This is a genomic window from Streptomyces sp. NRRL WC-3626, assembly GCF_000718785.1.
GTDB classification, from domain to species: domain Bacteria; phylum Actinomycetota; class Actinomycetes; order Streptomycetales; family Streptomycetaceae; genus Streptomyces; species Streptomyces edwardsiae.
Genome location: NZ_JOCA01000001.1, coordinates 380,505 through 403,157 on the forward strand (window position 1 = coordinate 380,505; position 22,653 = coordinate 403,157).

16 protein-coding genes are annotated in these 22,653 nt (G+C 69.8%); 7 read left to right on the plus strand and 9 right to left on the minus strand.

Annotated elements, in window-relative coordinates; all coding sequences use genetic code 11:
- Nucleotides 1-143: 143 nt before the first annotated feature.
- Genes IF28_RS0101685 through IF28_RS0101710 form a run of 6 tightly spaced genes read left to right on the plus strand, consistent with a single transcriptional unit; the run spans nucleotide 144 to nucleotide 6,135 of the window.
- Nucleotides 144-1,172: a 3-oxoacyl-ACP synthase III family protein gene (locus IF28_RS0101685; RefSeq protein WP_030212706.1), complete on the plus strand. Its 1,029-nt coding sequence runs from the start codon at nucleotides 144-146 to the stop codon at nucleotides 1,170-1,172.
- Entirely contained in the window at nucleotides 1,169-2,104 is a 936-nt protein-coding gene (locus IF28_RS0101690; protein WP_234324828.1) for an alpha/beta fold hydrolase, read from the plus strand. Before IF28_RS0101685 ends, IF28_RS0101690 begins: the two co-directional genes overlap by 4 nt.
- Complete coding sequence (locus tag IF28_RS0101695; RefSeq protein ID WP_030212712.1) at nucleotides 2,101-3,678, plus strand: AMP-binding protein; 1,578 nt, start codon at nucleotides 2,101-2,103, stop codon at nucleotides 3,676-3,678. Before IF28_RS0101690 ends, IF28_RS0101695 begins: the two co-directional genes overlap by 4 nt.
- A complete protein-coding gene (locus IF28_RS0101700) occupies nucleotides 3,675-4,709 on the plus strand; it encodes an NAD-dependent epimerase/dehydratase family protein (protein ID WP_030212714.1) in 1,035 nt (344 codons plus the stop codon). The genes IF28_RS0101695 and IF28_RS0101700 overlap by 4 nt, the downstream gene beginning before the upstream one ends.
- The gene (locus tag IF28_RS0101705; protein ID WP_030212717.1) at nucleotides 4,673-4,912 is read left to right on the plus strand and encodes an acyl carrier protein; all 240 of its coding nucleotides are present in this window, start codon (nucleotides 4,673-4,675) and stop codon (nucleotides 4,910-4,912) included. The genes IF28_RS0101700 and IF28_RS0101705 overlap by 37 nt, the downstream gene beginning before the upstream one ends.
- A complete protein-coding gene (locus IF28_RS0101710) occupies nucleotides 4,909-6,135 on the plus strand; it encodes a beta-ketoacyl-[acyl-carrier-protein] synthase family protein (RefSeq protein WP_030212720.1) in 1,227 nt (408 codons plus the stop codon). The genes IF28_RS0101705 and IF28_RS0101710 overlap by 4 nt, the downstream gene beginning before the upstream one ends.
- A gap of 9 nt (nucleotides 6,136-6,144) precedes the next feature.
- Here IF28_RS0101710 and IF28_RS0101715 read toward each other — a convergent pair whose 3' ends face one another.
- The 9 genes from IF28_RS0101715 to ngcE all read right to left on the minus strand — a co-directional run bounded on the left by IF28_RS0101715 (nucleotide 6,145) and on the right by ngcE (nucleotide 18,349).
- A complete protein-coding gene (locus tag IF28_RS0101715) occupies nucleotides 6,145-7,668 on the minus strand; it encodes an amino acid permease (RefSeq protein WP_030212722.1) in 1,524 nt (507 codons plus the stop codon).
- A gap of 148 nt (nucleotides 7,669-7,816) precedes the next feature.
- On the minus strand, nucleotides 7,817-9,748 hold the full coding sequence (gene dxs / locus IF28_RS0101720) for a 1-deoxy-D-xylulose-5-phosphate synthase (RefSeq protein ID WP_030212723.1): 1,932 nt from the start codon (nucleotides 9,746-9,748) through the stop codon (nucleotides 7,817-7,819).
- 239 nt (nucleotides 9,749-9,987) lie between these two features.
- Nucleotides 9,988-11,280: a sugar ABC transporter permease gene (locus tag IF28_RS0101725; RefSeq protein WP_030212724.1), complete on the minus strand. Its 1,293-nt coding sequence runs from the start codon at nucleotides 11,278-11,280 to the stop codon at nucleotides 9,988-9,990.
- Nucleotides 11,277-12,068 (minus strand): ATP-binding cassette domain-containing protein, encoded by a 792-nt coding sequence (locus tag IF28_RS0101730; protein WP_030212725.1) that lies wholly within the window; start codon nucleotides 12,066-12,068, stop codon nucleotides 11,277-11,279. Before IF28_RS0101730 ends, IF28_RS0101725 begins: the two co-directional genes overlap by 4 nt.
- A 183-nt stretch (nucleotides 12,069-12,251) precedes the next feature.
- Entirely contained in the window at nucleotides 12,252-13,352 is a 1,101-nt protein-coding gene (locus IF28_RS0101735) for a sugar ABC transporter substrate-binding protein (protein ID WP_030212726.1), read from the minus strand.
- A 134-nt stretch (nucleotides 13,353-13,486) separates the two neighbouring features.
- Nucleotides 13,487-14,698 carry an ROK family transcriptional regulator gene (locus IF28_RS0101740; protein ID WP_030212727.1) on the minus strand — a complete coding sequence of 404 codons (1,212 nt, stop codon included), beginning with the start codon at nucleotides 14,696-14,698 and terminating at the stop codon, nucleotides 13,487-13,489.
- A gap of 229 nt (nucleotides 14,699-14,927) precedes the next feature.
- Nucleotides 14,928-15,863, minus strand: coding sequence for a carbohydrate ABC transporter permease (locus IF28_RS0101745; protein ID WP_030212730.1), 936 nt, complete (start codon nucleotides 15,861-15,863; stop codon nucleotides 14,928-14,930).
- A gap of 15 nt (nucleotides 15,864-15,878) precedes the next feature.
- Nucleotides 15,879-16,808 (minus strand): carbohydrate ABC transporter permease, encoded by a 930-nt coding sequence (locus IF28_RS0101750; RefSeq protein ID WP_030212733.1) that lies wholly within the window; start codon nucleotides 16,806-16,808, stop codon nucleotides 15,879-15,881.
- Nucleotides 16,809-16,885: 77 nt separating this feature from the next.
- Entirely contained in the window at nucleotides 16,886-18,349 is a 1,464-nt protein-coding gene (gene ngcE / locus IF28_RS0101755; protein WP_030212735.1) for an N-acetylglucosamine/diacetylchitobiose ABC transporter substrate-binding protein, read from the minus strand.
- Between the two features lie 376 nt (nucleotides 18,350-18,725).
- Between ngcE and IF28_RS0101760 the strand changes: the two genes are divergently transcribed.
- Nucleotides 18,726-22,523: a GH92 family glycosyl hydrolase gene (locus IF28_RS0101760; RefSeq protein WP_030212736.1), complete on the plus strand. Its 3,798-nt coding sequence runs from the start codon at nucleotides 18,726-18,728 to the stop codon at nucleotides 22,521-22,523.
- The last annotated feature ends 130 nt before the right edge of the window (nucleotides 22,524-22,653 follow it).

The following is a 22,653-nucleotide window of genomic DNA, read 5'->3' on the forward strand; positions in this document are numbered from 1 at the left end:
GTCCCCGCCCCTTCACACCAGTTACCGGTCCTCTTGCGGATTGAAAGGGACAACTGGGCGGAAAATCCAGCTCAAATCACTCGTTGGGGTGGAGAACACCATGTAATCGTCATTCCGGTCGGGCGGCTGGCTACGGTGACGCAGTGCCCGAAGCCCTCCGTGCCCGTATCGCCGCCGTCTCCGCCCACCTTCCCTCCCGTTACCGGACGTTGGACGAAATCCGCGTCAAGATCACCGAGACGGGTGGCCATGCGCCGCCGCCAGGACTGCTGGAGGATCTCACCGGAGTGCGCGGGGTCCATGTCCACGAGGACGGGGAGAACGCGTCCGATCTCGCGGTGACGGCCGCCCGCAGCGCGCTCGGCGACGCCGGACTGAAGATCGGCGAGGTGGATCTGCTGGTGTTCGCGTCGACCTCACAGGATCTGGTCGAACCCGCCACGGCCCATCTCGTGGCCACCAAACTGGGCGCCTCCTGCCCGGTGTTCGACATCAAGAACGCCTGCAACAGCTTCCTCAACGCCATGGAGGCGGCCGCGTCGTTCATCGAGACCGGCCGCTACCGCACGGTCCTCATCGCCTGCGGCGAACCCTCCACCCTGGCCACCCGCTGGCACGCCCCGGACCGGGAGGACCTGCTGCGGGCCCTGCCCGGCTACACCGCCTCCGACGCCGGCGCGGCGATGGTGCTGACCGCCGGCCCGGCGGGCGACGGCGACCCCGGCATCCTGTCGCTGCGGTTCGTCAGCAACTCCGCGGCCTGGGAGGCCTGCACCGTGTCCGGCGGCGGAAGCATGCACCACCTGTCCGTCCACGACGACCACACCACCCTGCGCCTCAACGGGGACCTGCGGCAGGCCGGTCTCGACGTGCTGCCCCGGATCCTGGAGACCGCCGGAAAGGAACTGGAGGCGGCGCGGGCCGGGGCCTTCTCCTTCATCGCCTTCCACCAGATCGCGATGCCGCAGTACCGCGAGGTGATCGAGACCTTCTCCCTCCCCGAGGACCGCTGCATGCCCGCCGTGGCCGAGCACGGCAACTGCGCGGCGGCCTCGCTGCCGCTGCAACTGGTCAAGGCGCGGGAGGCCGACCGGGTCGAGAGCGGGGACCTGGTGGCGATGATCGGCCTGGCCAGCGGTTTCAGCTTCGGTCTGGCGGTCGTCCGGTGGTGACCGCACGAGCGGGGGGCGCCCCGGTTCCCGCCGCGCCGCACCAACTGCTGCCGGGCTACCCCGCACCCCGGCACTGGCGCCGGGTGCCGGTCACCGGGCAGCACTACGTCGATCTCGGCTCCGGGCGGCCGGTGCTGTTCCTGCACGGCAACCCGTCGTGGAGCTATGCCTGGCGGGGACTGCTGCGCCAACTCGCCCCGCACGCCCGCTGCGTGGCCCCCGACCTGCCCGGGTTCGGAATGTCCCGGCAACTGCGGCCGGCGGACGGGGTGCCCGACCCGTACGAGGCACAACTGGAGGGCCTGGACAGCCTGTACCGCCACCTGGTGCGGGACGGGGGGCTGCCCGAGCGGGGCTGGACGTTCGTGCTGCACGACTGGGGCGGCCCGCTCGGTACCGCCTGGGCGCTGCGCAATCCGGGGGTCGTGGCCGCGATGGTCGTCTGCAACACGGTGGCGTTCCCGTTCCCGGACGGTTTCCGGCTTCCGTTCTTCCTGCGCTGGATCCGCGACCACCGGCCGGTCGCCGAACTCGTCCACGTCACCAACGCGTTCGCCCGTATCGCCGTACGGAAAGGGGTGCACCGCCCGCTCCTTGCGGCCGAGCGGCGGGCCTTCCTGCGGCCGTACGCCCGCCGTGCGGAACGCCGGGCGGTCACCGACGCCGTACGGGCGATCCCCCGCGGGCCCGCGGACCCCTCGTGGCGGCTGCTCGAACCCGCCGGGGCCGGGAGCGGCCTGGCGGACCTGCCCCTGCTCGTCGGCTGGGGCATGCGCGATCCCGTCTTCACTCCGGCCCTGGCGGCGGAGTGGGAGCGCCGGTATCCGCACGCCGCCGTCCACCGCTTCCCCGACGCCGGGCACTTCGTGATGGAGGACGCCACGGCCGAACTGGGCGACCTCATCCGCGACTTCCTCCAGGGGACCCCATGAGCACGAGCCTTCCGGGCCTCGCCGCACGCCTGGCCGGGCGGCCCGGCGCCGTCGCCCTCGTCGAAAGCCGCAAGGGGCTCTCCCGGGCGACCCGGCGCGGGGAGCTGCTGGGGCACTGCCATCACATCGCGCGGGCCCTGCACGACGCCGGGGTCCGGCCCGGTCACAAGGCCGTCGTGATGACCCGCGACGCCCACGACCTCACCGCCGTCTGCTACGCGCTGGGTCTCCTCGGCGCCGTACCCGTGCTGATCGAACCGCGCGCCGAGGTGGGCCGCTGCCTCCAGGACGTCGCCCCGGACGTGTTCATCGGGGAGCCGCCGGCCCAGTGGGGACGCCGGGCGCTGGGATGGGGGCGCCCGCATGTGCGGATCACCCTGGTCACCGGGGACTCGCCCCTCCCGGCGGGGCGGCGGCTGACCACACGGACGCCCGCCGACGGCATCCCGCTCCCCCGCTCCGGCGGGCCCGACGGTGACGGGCCGGCGCTCATCGCCTTCACGTCCGGCTCCACGGGACGGCCCAAGGGCGCCGAGTACCGCCACTCCACCCTGGCCGGTCAGCTCGACGCGCTGACGACGCTGATGGACCCGGGGCCCGACGACGTACTCCTCGCCGGGTTCCTGCCGGTGGCGCTGCTCGGTCCGCTGCTGGGCCTGACCACCCTCGCCCCGGCGGTGAACCACCTCGCCCCGGCCCGCACCCCGCCGGAGGAACTCGTCGGACCGCTGCTGGAGCACCGGGCGAGCATCGTCCTGGCCTCCCCGGCCGTCCTCACCCTGATCGCCCGGCACTGCGCCCGGCACGGCATCACCCTGCCCTCGGTCCGGCAGATCCTGTCCTTCGGCGCCCCGCTGCGCACCGCGCTCGCCGCCGCCCTGCGCGGGGCCGTACCGCAGGACGCCGAACTCCTCAGCGTGTACGGCGCCACCGAGTGCCTGCCCGTCTCCGCGATCGGCGACCACGAACTGCGGGCCTCGCGCGCCGCGCCGCCCGCCGGACACGCGGGCACCTGCCTGGGCCGGCCGCTGCCCGGTGTCCGCGCCCGCGTCCTGGACGCCGACGCCACCGGCCTCGGGGAGATCGCCGTCAGCGGAGCCACCGTCAGCCCCGCCTACCACGCGCGCCCGGACGCCGACGCCGTCACCAAGAGCGACACCGACGACGGTGTGCTGCACCGCACCGGCGACCTGGGCCGGCTGGACGACGAGGGCCGGCTGTGGTTCCTCGGCCGCCGGGCCCACCTGGTCACGGGCACCGGGTTCGGCCTCACCACCGAGGACATCGAGGCCACGGCGGACACCGCGCGCGGGGTCCGCCGTACCGCCCTGGTCGGGGTCGGTCCGGCCCTGTGCCAACTGCCCGTGCTGTGCGTGGAACCCCTCCCGGGTACGTCCCGCGCCGCCGTCCTGGCAGCCGTGCGGGCCGTGCTGAAGGACCATCCGGAGGGACATCGTGTCGGCGCCCTGCTGATCCGCCGCGGCTTCCCCACCGACCCCCGGCACAACTCCAAGATCGACCGGCTGCGACTGGCCGGCTGGGCCGCCGGAAGGCTCCGCGGGAGGGGACGATGAGGGTCCTGGTCACCGGCGGGAGCGGATTCCTCGGCCGGGAGATCTGCCGGCAGCTGACCGCGCGCGGCGACGTCGTCTCCTCCCTGGGCCGTCGCCCGAGCGCGGCGCTGGAACACCTGGGCGTCCACCAGCACCTGGGCGATCTCGCCGACGAGGCCGCTGTCGCCCGCGCGGTCGCCGGGTGCGACGCGGTGGTGCACAACGCCGCGCTCGCCGGTGTCAGCGGCCCGCCGAGGCCCTACTGGGCCACCAACGTCGTCGGCACCCGCCATGTGATCGGGCAGTGCCGCGCCCACCGGGTGCGCACCCTCCTGCACACCTCGACCGCCAGCGTCGCCTTCCGGCCCGGCGGCCTGGAGGGCGTCGACGAGAGCCTGCCCGTCACGCCCTGCCACCTGCCCGCCTACCCCGCCACCAAGGCCCGCGCCGAGGCCCTGGTGCTGGCCGCCCACGGCCCGGAGCTGGCCACCGTGTCGCTGCGCCCGCACATCATCTGGGGGCCGGGCGACCCCCACTTCGCCCCCGCCCTCGTACGCGCCGTGCGGGCCGGGCTGCTGCCGATGCCCGGCGACGGCGGCAACCTCGTCGACACCACCCACGTCCGCACCGCCGCCCACGCCCATCTGCTCGCCCTGGACAGTCTGCGGCGGTCACCGCGGACGGCGGGCGGCCGCGCCTACTTCATCGCCCAGGACGACCCGCGTCCGCTGCGCGAGCTCACCCGGCACTTCCTGCGGGCCGCCGGCGTCGACGCCCGCTGGTGCGCCGTACCGCCCCGGCTCGCCACCGCCGGGGCCGCCGCCGCCGAGGCGCTGCTGCGCGCGGCCCGCAGCACCCGCACCCACGCCCTGAGCCGCTTCCTGGTCGCGGAACTGCTCCACCCGCACCACTTCGACCTCACCGCCGCACGCCGCGACCTCGGCTTCGAGCCGCCGGTCGGATTCGACGCCGGCATCGCGGAGCTCACCCGATCGAACGACAGCGAGGACCCACCGTGCCGGACAGCTACGACACCCTCCGCTCCATCCTGACCGGCTCCTTCCGCGTCCCCGAGGACGAGATCCGGCCCGAGCTCACCCTGGAACAACTCGACCTGGACTCCCTGGCCCTGACGGAACTGGTGCTCGTCCTGCACGAACGCCTCGGGGTCAGGATCGACGGCGAGTCCGTCTCCCGCACCGCGACCGTCGGCCAGGTCGCCGGCCACCTCGACGCACTGCGCGCGAGCGCGTGACCGGGCCCGTCGCCGTCACCGGAGTCGGCCTGCTCACCCCCGGCGGGGAGGACGCCGACGCCACCTGGGAGACGGTCCGCCTCGGCGCCCGCACCGCGGCCGCCCACGATCCGGCGCTGGCCGGCCTGCCCGTCGACTTCTCCTGCCATGTGCCGCTGTCCCGCGACGAACTGGACCGGCGCGTCGGACGTGCCGCCTGGCGCATGTCACGCAACGCCGTGCTGGCCGTGCTGGCCGCCCGCGAGGCGGTACGGGACGCCGGGCTCGACCCCCGCACCTGGGACGGGGACCGCGTCGCCGTCGTCATCGGCTGCGGGCTGGGCGCGGACGAGGTGCGCGAGGAACAGGGCGGACGGCTGGAGGAGCGGGGCGCCGGCCTGGTCTCCGCGCTCACCGTCCCCCAGATGATCCCGAACATGGCGGCCGGTGAGGTCTCCATCGACCTCGGGGCCCGGGGCCCCGGCCTCGCCTGCGCGACCGCGTGCGCCTCCGGCGCCACCGCCGTGGCCGTCGCCCGTGATCTGCTCGCCGCCGGACGGTGCGACATCGCCGTGGCCGGGGCCACCGAAGCCGCCGTCACCCGGCTGACGACCGCGGGCTTCTGGCGCGCGGGCGTCCTGTCCCGGCGCGTCGACGCGCCCGCCGCCGCGTCCCGGCCGTTCGCTCCCGACCGGGACGGCTTCGTCATGGCGGAGGGCGCCGGGATGCTCGTACTGGAGCGGCGGGCGGACGCGTTCGCCCGCGGTGCGCGTGCCCGTGCGCTGCTGGTGGGCTGCGGCAGCACCTCGGACGCGTACCACCCCACCGCGCCCGCCCCGGACGGCCGGGGCGCGGAGGCGGCCCTGCGGTCCGCGCTGGCGGACGCGGGCCTGTCGCCTCACGACGTCGACCACGTCAACGCCCACGGCACCTCCACCCGGGCCAACGACGCCGGGGAGGCGGCCCTGATCGCCCGGGTGCTTCCGCACCGGCCCAGCGTGACCGCGCCCAAGGGCGTGCTCGGCCACGGGCTCGGCGCGGCGGGCGCCGTCGAGGCGGCGCTGACCGTGCTCACCCTGCAGCACGGCACGGTGCCGCCGGTCGCGAACCTGGACGCCGAGGCGCCCGGGTCCGGCATCGACTGCGTCACCGAGGAGCCGCGCCGGCAGGACGTCCGGGTCGCCGTGAGCCACTCCTTCGGCTTCGGCGGGCACAATGTCGTCCTCGCCCTGGCGAGGGCCTGAGCGGCCGGCTCAGCGGGAGCCCGGGCCGCCGGACGATGCCGGCGGCGTCCCGGGTTCCGCCTCACCGCGGGCCAGCCGGCTGTGGGTGCGGCTGTAGAGGAAGTAGACGACGACACCGATCGCCATCCAGACGCCGAAGCGGATCCATGTCTCGGTGGGCAGGTTCAGCATCAGCCACAGCGACGCGGCGACCGACACGATCGGCAGCACCGGCACCCACGGGGTGCGGAACGCGCGGTGCAGGTCGGGCCGGGTCCGGCGCAGGATGATCACGCTGATCGCGACGATGACGAAGGCGAACAGGGTGCCGATGTTGACCAGCGCGGCCAGCTCGTTCAGCGGGGTGAAGCCGGCGACGATCGCGATGATGACACCGAGCAGGATCGTCGGCCGGTGCGGGGTCCGGAACCGGGGGTGGACCCGGGAGAAGAACCGGGGCAGCAGTCCGTCGCGGCTCATCGCGAAGAACACCCGGGTCTGCCCGAGCAGCAGGATCATGCATACGGTCGTCAGGCCGACGGCGGCTCCGAAGCTGATGAAGCCCGCGAACCACGGGTGTCCGGTGGCCTTGAAGGCGTCTGCCAGCGGGGCGTCCACGGACAGCTCGGTGTAGTGCTGCATACCGGTGACGACGATCGACACCAGCACGTACAGCACCGTGCAGATGAGCAGGGAGCCGAGGATGCCGCGGGGCATGTCGCGCTGCGGGTTCCTGGTCTCCTCGGCGGCCGTGGCGACGATGTCGAAGCCGATGAACGCGAAGAACACCACCGAGGCGGCGGTGAAGATGCCCATCACACCGAAGTTGGCCGGGGCCCAGCCGAACATCAGCTGGATGAGCGGCGCATCGAGACTGTCCCCGGCGGGGACCGGCTTGGAGTCCGGGATGAACGGGTCGTAGTTGTCGCCCGTGATGAAGAAGGCACCCGCGATGATCACCACGAGGACCACGGTCACCTTGATGGCGACGACCACCGAGGTGACCCGGGCGGACAGCTTCATGCCGAGGACGAGGATGCCGGTGAGCACCAGCACCAGGGCGGCGGCGAGGATGTCGAACCCGAACACGTCGGAGCCCTCGCGGCTGCCGAGCGCGGCGGGCATCTGCCAGCCCGCGTTGTCCATGAGCGACTGGATGTAGCCCGACCAGCCGACGGCCACCACCGCCGTGCCGAGCGCGAACTCCAGGACGAGGTCCCAGCCGATGATCCAGGCGGGCAGTTCGCCCAGGGAGGCGTACGAGAAGGTGTAGGCGGAGCCCGCCACCGGCACGGTGGAGGCGAACTCGGCGTAGCAGAGCGCGGCGAGCGCGCAGACGACACCGGCCACCACGAACGCCAGGGCCGTGGCCGGCCCGGCGTTGTCCTTGGCGACCGTGCCGGTGAGGACGAAGATGCCGGTGCCGATGATGACACCGACACCGAAGACGGTCAGATCCAGCGCGGAGAGGGACTTCTTGAGCGCATGCTCGGGTTCCTCGGTGTCGCGGATGGACTGTTCTACCTTCTTCGTCCGGAAGAGGGGGCTTGTCACGGGAACCTCCCACGCTTGTCGTCCTCGACATGATCGAGAGGGGGCGTACCTCGTATGCCCCGGCGCGGGCGCTTTCACGCGGATGGGCCGCGCGCGCCACTCTTCACGGTGGCGGGGGCGGCCCATCCGGGCGACGTGTGTCGCGAGGTCAGTCGCGGGCGGGTTCCACCGAGTCGACCGCCTCGGCGGCGGAGCGTCCGTAGCCGCCGTCGAGCTTCGCGACCAGACCGGTGACCTGGCGGGCGATGTCGGGGGCGGTCAGCCCGATCTCGGCCATGACCTCGGCGCGGGAGGCGTGGTCGAGGAAGCGCGGCGGGATGCCGAAGTCGCGCAGCGGCACGTCCACGCCGGCGTCGCGCAGCGCCTGCGCGACGGTGGAGCCGACGCCGCCGACGCGCGAGTTGTCCTCGACGGTGACGACGACCCGGTGCTTCGCGGCGAGCGGGGCCATGGCCTCGTCGACGGGCTTGACCCAGCGCGGGTCGACGACGGTGGTGGAGATGCCCTGCCGGTCGAGCAGCGCGGCGATCTCGAGGCACATCGGCGCGAGGGCGCCCACGGACACCAGCAGCACGTCCGGGGTGTCGGTGCCGGGTTCGCGCAGGACGTCCATGCCGCCGACGCGTCCCACGGCGGGTACGGCGGGGCCGACGGCGCCCTTGGAGAAGCGCACCACGGTGGGGGCGTCCTCGACGGCGACGGCCTCGCGGAGCTGGGCGCGGACCTGGTCGGCGTCGCGCGGGGCCGCGAGCCGCAGGCCGGGGACGACCTGAAGGATCGACATGTCCCACATGCCGTTGTGGGAGGCGCCGTCGGTGCCGGTGACACCGGCCCGGTCGAGCACGAACGTCACACCGCACCGGTGCAGGGCCACGTCCATGAGCACCTGGTCGAAGGCGCGGTTGAGGAAGGTGGCGTACACGGCGAAGACGGGGTGCACCCCGGCGTGCGCGAGGCCGGCCGCGGAGACCGCGCCGTGCTGCTCGGCGATGCCGACGTCGTAGACCCGGTCGGGGAAGCGCTTGGCGAACTTGTCCAGGCCGACCGGCTGGAGCATGGCGGCGGTGATGGCCACGACGTCGTCGCGCTCCTCGCCGAGCTTCACCATCTCCTCGCCGAAGACGCTCGTCCAGTCGGCGCCGGAGCTGGCGATCGGCAGGCCCGTGTCGGGGTGGATCCTGCCGACGGCGTGGAAGCGGTCGGCCTCGTCCTGGAGGGCGGGCTGGTAGCCGCGGCCCTTCTCGGTGAGGCAGTGCACGATGACCGGGCCGCCGAACCGCTTGGCGCGGGTGAGGGCGGACTCCAGGGCCTCGATGTCGTGGCCGTCGATCGGGCCGACGTACTTCAGACCGAGGTCCTCGAACATGCCCTGCGGGGCGATGAAGTCCTTGAGGCCCTTCTTGGCGCCGTGCAGGGTGTCGTAGAGGGCCTGGCCGACGACCGGGGTGCGCTCCAGGAGGTCCTTGGTGCGGGTCAGGAAGCGCTCGTAGCCGTCGGTGGTGCGCAGGGTCGCCAGATGGTTGGCGAGGCCGCCGATGGTGGGCGAGTAGGAGCGCTCGTTGTCGTTGACGACGATGACGAGCGGGCGGTCCTTGGCGTCGGCGATGTTGTTCAGCGCCTCCCAGGCCATGCCGCCGGTGAGCGCGCCGTCGCCGATGACCGCGACGACGTGGCTGTCGCGCTTCTTGATCTGGTTGGCCTTGGCGATGCCGTCGGCCCAGCCGAGCACCGTGGAGGCGTGGCTGTTCTCGATGACGTCGTGCTCGGACTCCCCCTGCGAGGGGTAGCCGGACAGGCCGCCCTTCATCTTCAGCTTGGAGAAGTCCTGCCGGCCGGTCAGCAGCTTGTGGACGTAGGACTGGTGGCCGGTGTCCCAGAGCACTTTGTCCGTGGGCGACTCGAAGACCCGGTGCAGGGCGAGGGTGAGCTCCACCACACCGAGGTTGGGGCCGAGGTGGCCGCCGGTCTTGGAGACCGCTTCGACGAGGAAGGTCCGGATCTCCCCGGCCAGCTGGTCGAGCTCCTCCAGGCTGAGCCGGTCCAGATCGCGCGGTCCCCTGATGCGGGTCAGCAGCGGCACCCGTGCCTCCTTGCAGTAGAGCTGATCGAGCTATTGCCGGGCGGGACGAGTCTAATGTTCCGTTGAACCGATCGACCCCCGGGCCATGCGTCGTACATCACCCGATCGGCAGTACCCACAATCCGTACGTTCTACGACACGACTGTTGCCCGGCGCCAGGAAGGCACCGGGCAACAGCGACGTACTTCAGGGGCGCGGGGAACTGCGCGACGAGCCACAGCGCACCCGCGGATACAGCGTTACGCGCGACCCGCGGTCTTCTGCGTCTTGCGCGTCACCGCGTCGATGACCACGGTCGCCAGCAGAACACCACCGGTGATCATGTACTGCACCGGCGAGGCGATCCCCTCGAGCGCCAGCCCGTACGTGATCGAGATGATCACCATCACACCCAGCAGCGCGTCCCACGTACGGCCGCGCCCGCCGAAGAGCGACGTACCGCCGATGACCGCCGCGGCGATGACGTTCATCAGGAACTCACCGGTGCCCGCGCCCTGGTTGGCGGAGGCGATCTTCGACGCGACGAACAGACCGCCGATCGCGGCGAACGTACCGGCGATCGCGAAGACCGAGATACGGACCATCTCGACGTTGATACCGGCACGGCGGGACGCCTCGACACTGCCGCCGAGCGCGAAGACCTTGCGGCCGTACGCGGTGCGGCGGAGCACGAAGTCCGTGAACACCAGGAACACGAGGAAGATCACCACGGCCAGGGGCAGGCCCTTGTACTGGTTGAAGACGATCGCGGCGGCGAACGCCAGGATCGCGAGCAGTACGGTCCGCACGATGATCTCGTTCAGCGGACGGGACGGCACACCGGCGGCCTCGCGGCGGCGGTTGTCGAAGAACGCGAGGAGGAAGTACCCCACGGTCGCGACGACCGCCAGGCCGTAGGCGGCGGCCACATCGCTGAAGTAGTAGCTGGTCAGCTTGACGACGATGCCCTCGGAGTCGAGGTTGATCGTGCCGTTGCTGCCCAGGATCTGCAGCATGAAGCCCTGCCAGAACAGCAGGCCGGCCAGGGTCACGGCGAAGGCCGGGACGCCGATGCGGGCGAAGATGAAGCCGTGGACGGCGCCGGCCACCGTGCCGGTGAGGATCGCCAGCACCAGGGCCAGGATCTCGTTCATGCCGTGGGTGACGTTCATGACCGCGAAGGCCGCGCCCGCGACACCGCTGACCGAGCCGACCGACAGGTCGATCTCGCCGAGCAGCAGGACGAAGACGATACCGACGGCGATCATGCCCGTGCCGACCATGGCGACGGACATGTCGGAGAAGTTGCCGGCGGTGAGGAAGTTGGAGTTCAGGCTGGTGAAGATGGCCCAGATGATCAGCAGGCCGACCACGACGGGGATGGAGCCGAGGTCACCGGCCTTCATCTTCCGCTTGAACTCGTTCCAGTAGCCCGCGAGCCCCTGCTCGCGCACCAGCAGCCGGGGGTCGACCACGGTGACGGCCGCGGCGGCCGCCTCGGGGTTCTCGACTGCGTGGTCCCCGGTGGGGGTGGAGGTCTTTTCGGTGCTCACTTCTTGATCTCCCCATTGGTGCGCGCCGCACGACGGGTCACGGCGTTGTCCGTGGCGCCCGTGATGGCGGAGATGATCTCTTCCTGCGAGGTCGACTTGACCTCGAAGACGCCGTTGTTGCGCCCGAGGCGCAGGACGGCGACCTTGTCCGCCACGGCCTTCACATCGGCCATGTTGTGGCTGATGAGGATGACGGCGTGGCCGCGCTCGCGCAGCCGCTCGACGAGGTCGAGGACCTGTGCGGTCTGCTCGACGCCGAGGGCGGCGGTGGGCTCGTCCAGGATCACCAGCTTCGGCTCGCCGAGCATGGACCGGGCGATGGCCACGACCTGGCGCTGACCGCCGGAGAGGGAGGCGATCGGGATGCGGACGCTGGGGATGCGGATCGACAGGGTGTCGAGGAGCTCGCGGGAGCGGCGCTCCATCTCCACCTCGTCCAGGACTCCGCGCCTGCGGAGCTCCCGGCCCAGGTAGAGGTTGCCGACGACATCGATGTTGTCGCACAGCGCGAGGTCCTGGTAGACCGTCGCGATGCCCAGGTTCTGGGCGTCGTGCGGCCTGCTGATCTGGACGGACTCGCCATCCCACTCGATGGATCCCTCATCGATGGGATGCACGCCGGCGATCGTCTTGACCAGCGTGGACTTTCCGGCGCCGTTGTCGCCCACCAGGGCGACCACCTCACCGGCGTGGACCTCAAGCTCTACGTCGGTGAGCGCCTGGACGGCACCGAAACGCTTGGAGACCCCGCGCAACGCCAGCACGGGCGTAGCGGACACGTGAACCATCTCCTTCGCCGCCTGACCCGGCGGGAGGTTGTGCAGAGAAACTGGGGGGGGTGTTCCGTCCGGCGCCCCGCGTAGCTTGCGGGGCTGGTGTGTGCGGGGCGCCGGCGGAGCGTGTGGCAGTCGGTCCCGTGCGGGGAGTCCGGGTCACGGACTCCCCCGTGTGTCACGGGAGTCGAGGACTGCTTACTTGAGGCCGATCTTGTCGCAAGCGGCCTTGTACTTGTCCGTGCAGATCTCCTGGACGGTGTAGATGCCGTCCTTGATCACGGTGTCGTTGATGTTCTCGCTGGTCAGCGAGACGACCGGGACGAGCACGGAGGGGACGGCCTTGGTGGTGGGGCTGTCGACCTTGTCCTTGGCGATGGAGTCCAGCGACTTGCCCTGGGCCAGCAGCACGGCCATCTCCGCGGCCACGTTGGCCTCCTGCGGGTACGGCTTGTAGACGCTCATGTACTGCTCACCGGTGACGATGCGCTGCACACCCGCGAGCTCGGCGTCCTGGCCGGTGACCGGGATGTCGTCGATGCCGGCGGCCTTCAGGGCGGTGATGATGCCGCCCGCCATGCCGTCGTTGGCGGAGTAGACGCCGACGATCTTGTCCTTGCCGATGGCGGAGATGGCGCCCTCCATGTTGGAGTTGGCGTTCTCCGGCTTCCACTCCTTGGTGTCGTACTCGCGGCCGACGTTCACCTTGCCGTCGAGGACGGAGTGCGCGCCTTCCTTGAAGAGCGCGGCGTTCGGGTCGGTGGAGGACCCGTTCATCATGACGATCTGGCCGTCCTTGGCCTTGTTGCCCAGGGCCTTGAGGAGGGCCTCGCCCTGCGTCTTGCCGACGGTCACGTTGTCGAACGAGGTGTAGGCGTCGATCGGACCCTCGGCGAGGCGGTCGAAGGCCACGATCGGGATGCCCGCGTCCTTGGCCTTCTTCACCGAGCCGGCGATGGCCTTGGCGTCCACGGCGTCGATGATGAGAACGTCCACCTTGTTGGTGATCATCGTCTCGACCTGCTGGTTCTGCAGGCTGGCGTCCTGCTTGGCGTTGTTGTAGACAACCTCGCCCTTGTTGTTCGTGAGCTCCTTGACCTTCTTCTCGATCAAGGGCTTGTCGAACTTCTCGTACCGCGCGGTCTGGTTCTCCGGCAGGAGCAGACCGACCTTGATGTCATCGCCCTTCGCGGCGGAGTCGCCGGAGTCGCTCTTGTCGCCGGACTCGGCGGCGCTGCCACAAGCGGCGAGCGAGACGGCCATCGCACCGGCGGCGATGGCAAAGGCAGCACGACGCATACGCGTGTTCACTTCTAGGAACCTCCCTGACGAGGCCGCGTCGTTGCGGCCGAGGTGGCTGGAAGTCAACTCGGCCACACGTGCGACGTCAAGAAGTAAATCCTTAACGAGATGGCAACGGTGCCATCCGTTCTCTAAGTGAAGGCAGGGGTCGCCACGGTGAGGGACCCCGTCGCGGTTCCGTCCAGAAGGGTCGAATCGCCCATCTCGCTCAGTGCGAGGGCGAGCGCTCCGAGCACCTCCGCACGGCCCCCAAGTGCCCCGGGGAGAACGGACAGTTGACGTGCCGCGCTGGGGATGGCGTAGCGGCCGACGGACTCCCGTATCGGTCCGAGCACCAGCTCACCGGCCTCGGCGAGATCGCCGCCGAGGACCACCCGGCTCGGGTTCAGCAGGTTGCAGAGATTGGCGACCCCGCTGCCGATGTGGCGGCCCACGTCGGCGATCACCCGGCGGCAGCCGGGGTCTCCGTCCCGTGCCAGCCGTACGACGCCCTCCATGGTGAGGTCGGTGCCGTGACTGGGCTGGAGCAAGGGAAGCACATAACGCGCGGCCGTGAAGGTCTCCAGGCAGCCCCGGTTGCCGCAGCGGCAGACGGGACCGGACTCGTCGAGCGTGATGTGCCCGATCTCCCCGGCGGTGCCGCCGGGACCGCGATAGATCTTCCCGCTGATCACCAGGCCCGCGCCGACACCGCTCGCGACCTTGATGTAAGCAAGATCACGCACGCCCCGGCCGCTGCCCCAGACCATTTCGCCGAGGGCGCCGAGGTTGGCGTCGTTGTCCACGTGCACCGGCACGCCGAGCCGCCCCCGCAGCTCCTCGGCGGGCCTGGTGCCGGTCCAGCCGGGCAGGATCGCGGTCGAGCCCAGGGTCCCGGACTCCACGTCGATCGGCCCCGGTACGCCGAGACCGACTCCGGCGACCTTGGACGGGTCCACACCGGTGGCCTCGATCAGCCGTTTGACCAGCTGTTCCGCCCGGTCGAAGCCCTGGTCCGCGGAGGCGTCCACATCCAGCGGCTCGGACTCCTCGGCGAGCACCTGATGGGCGAGGTTCCCGACCGCGACCCGCAGATGGGTGTGCCCGAAGTCGACCCCGATCACGATGCCGGCGTCCCCGCTGAGCGAGACGCTGCGCGCCCGGCGGCCGCCCGCCGAGGTGGGGGTGACCTCGACCGTCCCGCCGTCCTTCAGTTCCCGGACGATGTTGGAGACCGTGGCCGCGGACAGACCGGTGGTCCTCGCGATCTCGGCCTGGGTGAGGGAACCCGCAAGACGTACTGCCCGGACGACCCGCTCCAGGTTGGCTCGGTGCAGCGACGACTGCGACCCCGGAGTCTCCACGACGACCTCCTGCGCGCGGGGGCCGCTTCGGTGAGGCCCCTCATGTCCAACTAGTGAACTCTAAGATGAGCCGTTCGGGTTGCCTCCCGTCAAGAGGTTGAACCGTTTCCGGGTCCACGCACACAGCGGCACGCGCCGCTCCCAGGGGCGGGAGCGGCGCGTGTGCGAGGCGTTCCGGTGTGTCACTTCAAGGCCGTACCGATCGGCCGTCGCGCGGCGGTACCGGTCGTCACTTCAGGGTGGCGGAGGTGAGTCCTGCCTGCACCTGCCGCTGGAAGGACAGGTAGACCACCAGCATGGGCACCATGGCGATGGTCACGCCGGCGAAGAGCACCGGGAGGTCCGAGGCGTAGCCCTGCTGCTGCTGGAGCTGGATCAGTCCCTGGGTCAGCACATAGCGTTCCGGATCGTCTCCGCTCTGCGGCTGCATCAGCACCGTCGGCAGGATGTACTGGTTCCACTGGCCGAGGGTGTTGAAGATGCCGACGCTGAGCAGTCCGGGCTTGGCCATCGGGAGCATGACCTGGAAGAAGGTCCGGGTGTGCGAGGCGCCGTCGAGGATCGCCGCCTCGAAGACCGCCGAGGGCAGGGTCCGGAAGAAGGCGTGCATGAAGAACACCGTGAACGGCAGCGAGTAGGCGACGTAGACCAGCGCCAGGCCGTGGTAGGTGTTCAGCATGTCGAGCCGTTTGACCATGAAGAACAGCGGCACCAGGGCGAGGAAGACGGGGAACATCGCGCCCGCGACGAAGAAGAAGTACAGCAGGCGGTTGCCCCAGAACTCGTAGCGGGCCAGTACGTACGCCGCCATGGAGCCGAGCAGCATGGTCAGCGGCACGGACATGACGAGGACGATCACCGTGCTGGTGAAGTAGTCCCCGATGCCCTTGTCCCAGGCGCGGGAGAACACACCCAGGTCCCAGTTCTGCGGCCAGCCGAAGGCGGACGCGCCGATCTGTGTGTCGGTCTTGAAGGAGCTGAGCACCAGCCACAGCAGCGGCAGCACGATCAGCACCGCCCACACGACGAGGAAGCCGTGCGAGAAGACGTTCAGCACGACGCCTTCGCCGCGCCGGTCGCCGGGGCGGACGGTGCCCTTGGCCACCGGCGGCGGGGGCGGGGTGGGGCCCCCGGTGGGGGCGGATTCCTTGAGGGGTGCGCTCATCGTCGTTACTCCGCCTCAGAACTCGATGCGCTCGCGACGGGTGGCGCGCAGCATGACCACGGACACGATCAGGGTGAGGAGCAGCATGACCACGCCCATGGCGCAGGCGTAGCCGCTCCGGCCGTACAGCAGGAAGTTCCGCATCATCACGGTCGACATGACCTCGCTGTGGTGGTCGGGGCCGCCGCCGTAGTCCCCGGCGGTCATGGTGGAGACCAGGATGAACATGTCCATGGCAGCGATGCCGAGGTAGACCCAGGCGGTCTGCACGGAGTCCCACAGCAGGGGCAGGGTGATGCGGAAGAAGGACTGGGCGCGGCCGGCGCCGTCGATCAGCGCGGCCTCGTAGATGTCCCGGGGAATGGACTGCATGGCGGCGGAGAACAGCACCAGATAGAAACCGACGCCGTGCCAGACGACCACCGCGACGAGTGCCCACAGCACGAAGTTCGGCTCGTTCAGCCATTCCACCGGACGGTCCGGGTCGACGAGCCCGAGTTTGATCAGAACGCCGTTGAGCATTCCGCCGCCGTCGCTGCGGTACACCGCTCCGAAGAGCACCGCCATGATGGCGAGCGACAGCACCTGCGGGAAGAAATAGACGACCCGGTAGTACTTCGATCCGGCGACTCCCGAGACACCTCCGGAACGTCCGCGTCCGCCCGCGTTCACCATGAAGGCGAAGAACAGCGCGAGCAGAATGGTGATCACCGGGATGAACACCAGGAACAGGATGTTGTGCCAGATGGCACCCATGAAGACGTCGTCCTTGAACAACGCCGTGTAGTTGTCCAGGCCGACGAAACTGAAGGTCTGCGACTGGCCCTTCCAGTCGGTCAGTGAATAACCGAACGTCTGGATGTACGGCCAGATCACGAAGATCAGATAGAGCACCACGGGAAAGAAGAGGAATCCCGCGACGAACCGGTGCTGCCCTTTGCGCATGGCGTTCCTGCCCCTGGGTGTGGCCGTTCCGGGCCGGGAGTCTCCTCCCGGCCCGGAGTGCGGTCGGTCGAGCGAGATCAGTCGCGGTGGTTCTGCTTCGAGGCCGGGTCCTTGGCCTGCTTGTCGACCGCGGCCTGGGCGCGCTTGAGCCATTCCTTGGGCTGGATGCGCTTGGCCATCAGCTCGTTGGAGGCGTTCTCGATGGCGGTGCCCATCTCGCTGTACCACTCGGTGTACAGGAAGCGGAAGGTGTTGTCGCCGGCCGCCTTGGATGCCTCGACGGTGGACTGGGTGCCCGGACGCAGCTGGACGTTCGGGTCGACGCCGTCCTTGAGGATGGTCAGCGAGTTCGCCTCCTTGGCGAACAGCGTGGACCACTCCTTGGAGAGCATCCTGCGCATGAACTCCTTGGCCGCGGGGAGGTTCTTGGCCTTGGACGGGATGATGAAGGGCTCACCGGAGCCGGCCCGGATCGCCTCGAACGGCAGCGCGCTGTCCGGCAGCAGCGGCATCGGCAGGAACTTCATGTCGAAGTCCTCCGGTGTCGTCTTGAGCTGCTCGTTCTCGAGCCAGGAACCGCTGGTGATGAAGGCGGCCTTGTACTGGTTCCAGCGGGTCTGCGACTCGGTGTGGGTCAGGCCGTTCGTACCGGGCATCAGATAGCCCTTCTCGACGACCTCGTAGACCGCCTCGATGGCCTCCTGCGCGGCGTCGGAGCCGACGAACGCCTTGGGGTCGAGGTTGTCGATCGCCTTCATGGCGTCCAGGCCGCCCTTCTTGGCGATCAGGTCCATGATGGCGACGTTGATGTAGTACGGGTACTTGCCCTGGTGGGCGAGGCCGCCGATGCCCTCGGACTTGGCGTCCTTGCAGATCGCGAGGAAGTCGTCCCAGGTCTTGGGCGCCTCCCAGCCCTTCTCCTCGAAGAGCTTGCCGGAGTACCACAGACCCCACACCGTGTAGATGTAGTTGAGGGCGACGACCTTGCCCTCCTGCATGCCGGCGTCGAGCGTGCCGGGGATGAGGGTGTCGCGGACCTTCGTGTCCGGGTCGTCGACCGACGGCGCGTCCAGTACCTCGGCGAGGTCGAGGAGCTGGCCGTTCTTGTGCAGGACGTCGATCGGGATCTGCTGGGCGCCGGAGTCGTCGACGATGTCCGGCGGGTTGCCCGCGTTGAACCGGGGCTGGAGCTTGCCCGTGATCTCCTGCGTCCCGGTGTGCACGGAGGTGACGTCCCACTGCTTCTTGAACGCGGCTTCCCACGCCTTGGCGTAGTCGTCGCCGTAACCGCCCTTGAAGATGACGACGTCGAGTTTGCTGCCCTTTTTGACGCCGAACGGGTTGGACTCGGACGTCTTGCCCTCGTTGTCACCGGAGTTGTCGTCCCCGCCGCCACTGGCACACGCGGACAGGAAGCTCATCGCCGGTACGGAAACCAGGCCGAGCGCGGCGGACCGCTTGATCAGTGCGCGGCGCCCGACGCCGGCCGTGCTGTTCTCGGTGGAACCGGTGCCGTCGTTCTCGGCGGAAGTGGATCCCATGCTCAAGTCCTCGCCTTCTCCAGGACTCAGGCGGTGAACCGGATCCTCCCCGGCACCGCGTTCGGGTCAAGCTGGGTCGTGCAGGAAGTGCGGCTGGTACGTGGTCGGGTGCGGTGAAGATGCCCCGGAGTGCCGACAGGTATAGTCCACTTCCCGCCGACGGAGCAAGATCGAATGCAAGGTTCACCTCCGGTCTTTTCCGAGTTGAGACCTCGCGGAAATATCCGGCTCCGCCGTGTTCACCGGCGGAAGAATCATTGCCGTTGGACCTGAATGCCGCATTCAACCCCCTTGACACCACGCAGCACTTGACGCACTACTAGACCTTGCGCATCTCATTGACAACGTTGTCCGGCGCACGGGAGGGTGCTCACGCATGCGAAGCAGGGTTCGGCACAGATGGGGAAGGGCGGTCGTCGCGGCGACCGCCTTCGCTTTGGCCGCGGGTTCACAGGGCGTCGCGGTGGCGCTGCCCGAGGCGCCGCCGAAGGCGGACCGCGGGTTCGCCTCGTCGTTCGAGTCCGGGGATCCCGCCCCGGACTGGCTCAACACCGTCGACACCACGCGCGGCGGGAAGAAGCGCGCCTCGGGGGTGGACGGCGGCTTCACGTCCGGCATTCCGGGCAATGTCACCGACCATGTCACGGGCGCCCGCGCGAGCGCGGAGAACACCAACGGCAAGGAGGTGAAGGGCAACCTCTTCGACGGCGAGTCGTCCACCAAGTGGCTGACCTTCGCGCCGACGGGCTGGATCGAGTTCGACCTGGACGAGCCGGCGAAGATCGTCAAGTACGCCCTCACCTCGGCCAACGACCACGACGAGCGCGACCCCGTGGACTGGACGCTGAAGGGCTCGACGGACGGCGAGAACTGGCAGACGCTGGACACCCGTTCGGGAGAGTCCTTCGAGGAGCGCTTCCAGACGAAGACGTACGACCTCGCCGAGACGGCCGAGTTCCAGCACTGGCGGCTGGACTTCACCAGGAACAACGGGGCGGGTGACGCCCTCCAGCTGGCCGACATCCAGCTGTCCACCGGCATCGCCGACCCCATACCGGAGGACATGCTGTCGCTCGTGGACAGCGGTCCGGCGGGCTCGCCGACGGCGAAGGCGGACGCCGGCTTCACCGGTACGCGGGCGCTGCGGTACGCCGGCCGGCACACCGCCGAGGGCCGGGCGTACTCCTACAACAAGGTCTTCGACGTCAATGTGAAGGTCGACCGGCGCACGGAGCTGTCGTACAAGATCTTCCCGTGGATGTCGGACCGTGAGCTCGACTACGACGCCACGAACGTCTCCGTCGACCTCGCCTTCACCGACGGCACCCATCTGAGCGACCTCAGGGCGACGGACCAGCACGGGTTCCCGCTGAGCCCGCGCGGGCAGGGCGACTCCAAGGTGCTGTACGTCAACCAGTGGAACAGCGTGCGCTCGTCGGTCGGTTCGGTGGCCTCGGGCAAGACCGTCGACCGGATCCTGGTCGCGTACGACTCCCCCAAGGGTGAGACCAAGTTCCGGGGCTGGCTGGACGACGTGGTGCTGAAGCAGGCGGCGCCCGAGCGGCCCGAGGCGCATCTCTCCGACTACGCCCTGACGACCCGGGGCACCAACTCCAGCGGCGGCTTCTCGCGCGGCAACAACTTCCCCGCCACGGCCGTGCCGCACGGGTTCAACTTCTGGACCCCGGTCACCAACGCCGGCTCCACGAGCTGGCTGTACGACTACGCGAGCGGCAACAACGACGACAACCTGACGACGATCCAGGCGTTCAGCGCGAGCCACGAGCCCAGCCCCTGGATGGGCGACCGGCAGACCTTCCAGGTGATGCCCTCGGCGGCCTCCGGCACCCCGGACACCGGCCGCGAGGCACGCGAACTCCCGTTCCGGCACGAGAACGAGACGGCACGGCCGTACTACTACGGGGTGCGGTTCGAGAACGGCGTGAAGGCCGAGATGGCGCCGACGGACCACGCGGCGATGATGCGCTTCACCTACCCCGGTGACGACGCGAGCGTGCTCTTCGACAACGTCACCGACCAGGCCGGTCTCACCCTGGACCAGGAGAACGGCACCTTCACCGGCTACTCGGACGTCAAGTCCGGGCTGTCCACGGGCGCCACCCGCCTCTTCGTGTACGGCGAGTTCGACAAGAAGGTCACCGACGGCGCCGCGAACGGCGTCAAGGGCCATCTGCGCTTCGACGCCGGCAAGGACCGCACGGTCACGCTGCGTCTGGCCACCTCCCTGATCAGCGTCGACCAGGCGAAGGACAACCTGAGCCAGGAGATCGGCGAGCGCACCTCCTTCGACAAGGTCAAGCGGGACGCCCGCAAGCAGTGGGACCGGATCCTCGGCAAGGTCGAGGTCGAGGGCGCCACGCGCGACCAGCTGACCACGCTCTACTCCAGCCTCTACCGGCTGTACCTGTACCCGAACGCGGGCCACGAGAAGGTCGACGGTACGTACCGGTACGCCTCGCCGTTCTCCAAGGCGGTGGGCGCCGACACCCCGACGCACACCGGTGCGAAGATCGTCGACGGCAAGGTGTACGTCAACAACGGTTTCTGGGACACCTACCGGACCACCTGGCCGGCGTACTCCTTCCTGACGCCGTCCAAGGCCGGTGAGCTGGTCGACGGGTTCGTGCAGCACTACAAGGACGGCGGCTGGACCTCGCGCTGGTCCTCCCCCGGCTACGCCGACCTGATGACCGGCACCTCCTCGGACGTCGCGTTCGCCGACGCGTACGTCAAGGGTGTCGACTTCGACGCGGAGGCCGCGTACGACGCGGCGGTGAAGAACGCCACCGTCGTGCCGCCGTCGTCGGGTGTGGGCCGCAAGGGCATGGCGACCTCGCCGTTCCTCGGCTACACCAGCACCGACACGCACGAGGGCCTGTCGTGGGCGCTGGAGGGCTACCTCAACGACTACGGCATCGCGAAGATGGGCGAGGCCCTCTACAAGAAGACGGGCGTCAAGCGCTACAAGGAGGAGTCCGCGTACTTCCTCAACCGCGCCCAGGACTACGTGAACCTGTTCGACTCCGAGGCCGGCTTCTTCCAGGGCAAGAACGCCAAGGGCGACTGGCGGGTCGAGTCGTCGAAGTACGACCCGCGCGTGTGGGGTTACGACTACACGGAGACGAACGGCTGGGGCTACGCCTTCACCGCCCCGCAGGACAGCCGCGGTCTGGCCAATCTGTACGGCGGCCGGGACGGTCTCGGTGACAAGCTCGACGAGTACCTCTCCACGCCCGAGACGGCCTCTCCGGAGCTCAAGGGCTCCTACGGCGGTGTCATCCACGAGATGATCGAGGCGCGGGACGTCCGGCTGGGCATGTACGGCCACTCCAACCAGGTCGCCCACCACGCCCTGTACATGTACGACGCGGCCGGCCAGCCGTGGAAGACGCAGGCGAACGTGCGCGAGGTGCTGTCCCGCCTCTACACCGGCAGCGAGATCGGCCAGGGCTACCACGGTGACGAGGACAACGGCGAGCAGTCGGCCTGGTACCTCTTCTCCTCGCTCGGCTTCTATCCGCTGGTGATGGGCAGTGGCGAGTACGCCATCGGCTCCCCGCTGTTCAAGAAGGTCACCGTGCACCTGGAGAACGGCCGCGAGCTGGTCGTCAAGGCGCCGAAGAACAGCGCGAAGAACGTGTACGTGCAGGGTGTGAAGGTCAACGGCAAGCGCTGGAACTCGACTTCTCTGCCGCACTCGGTCGTCTCCCGGGGCGGAACCGTGGAGTTCGACATGGGCCCGCGTCCGTCGTCGTGGGGCACGGGCGAGAACGCCGCGCCCGTGTCGATCACCCGGGACGACGAGGTGCCGACGCCCCGCGAGGACGCGCTGAAGGGCGCGGGCGCCCTGTTCGACGACACGTCGGCGACGAACGCCACGGTGTCCACCGTGGAGCTGCCCGTCACCGGGAACACCGAGGCGGTGCAGTACACGCTGACGTCCTCGGACCACACCAAGGCGCCCACGGGCTGGGTGCTGCAGGGCTCGGCCGACGGCACGACGTGGACGGACCTCGACACGCGAGCCGACGAGTCGTTCCGCTGGGACCGGCAGACGCGCGCCTTCACGGTCGACAAGCCGAAGGCCTACGGCCACTACCGGCTGGTGCTGACCGGTGAGGCGACGCTGGCGGAGGTGGAACTGCTGAGCTGAGCCGACCGGCTCTCACACGGCGGGTCCGGGCATCGCCCGGGCCCGCCTTCGTGTCCGGATCTCCGCAGGCCGGGCGGGTACCTCCCGGGTCGGGGGTGGACCAGAATGGGGGCCTGCCCCCGGTGCTCTC

Bases quoted from the DNA above. Each gene is read 5' to 3' on its own strand.
- IF28_RS0101695 (WP_030212712.1), top strand. From the start codon at position 2,101: ATGAGCACGAGCCTTCCGGGCCTCGCCGCACGCCTGGCCGGGCGGCCC.
- IF28_RS0101700 (WP_030212714.1), top strand. From the start codon at position 3,675: ATGAGGGTCCTGGTCACCGGCGGGAGCGGATTCCTCGGCCGGGAGATC.
- IF28_RS0101730 (WP_030212725.1), bottom strand. From the start codon at position 12,068: ATGGTTCACGTGTCCGCTACGCCCGTGCTGGCGTTGCGCGGGGTCTCC.
- IF28_RS0101735 (WP_030212726.1), bottom strand. From the start codon at position 13,352: ATGCGTCGTGCTGCCTTTGCCATCGCCGCCGGTGCGATGGCCGTCTCG.
- IF28_RS0101745 (WP_030212730.1), bottom strand. From the start codon at position 15,863: ATGAGCGCACCCCTCAAGGAATCCGCCCCCACCGGGGGCCCCACCCCG.
- IF28_RS0101750 (WP_030212733.1), bottom strand. From the start codon at position 16,808: ATGCGCAAAGGGCAGCACCGGTTCGTCGCGGGATTCCTCTTCTTTCCC.
- ngcE (WP_030212735.1), bottom strand. From the start codon at position 18,349: ATGGGATCCACTTCCGCCGAGAACGACGGCACCGGTTCCACCGAGAAC.
- IF28_RS0101760 (WP_030212736.1), top strand. From the start codon at position 18,726: ATGCGAAGCAGGGTTCGGCACAGATGGGGAAGGGCGGTCGTCGCGGCG.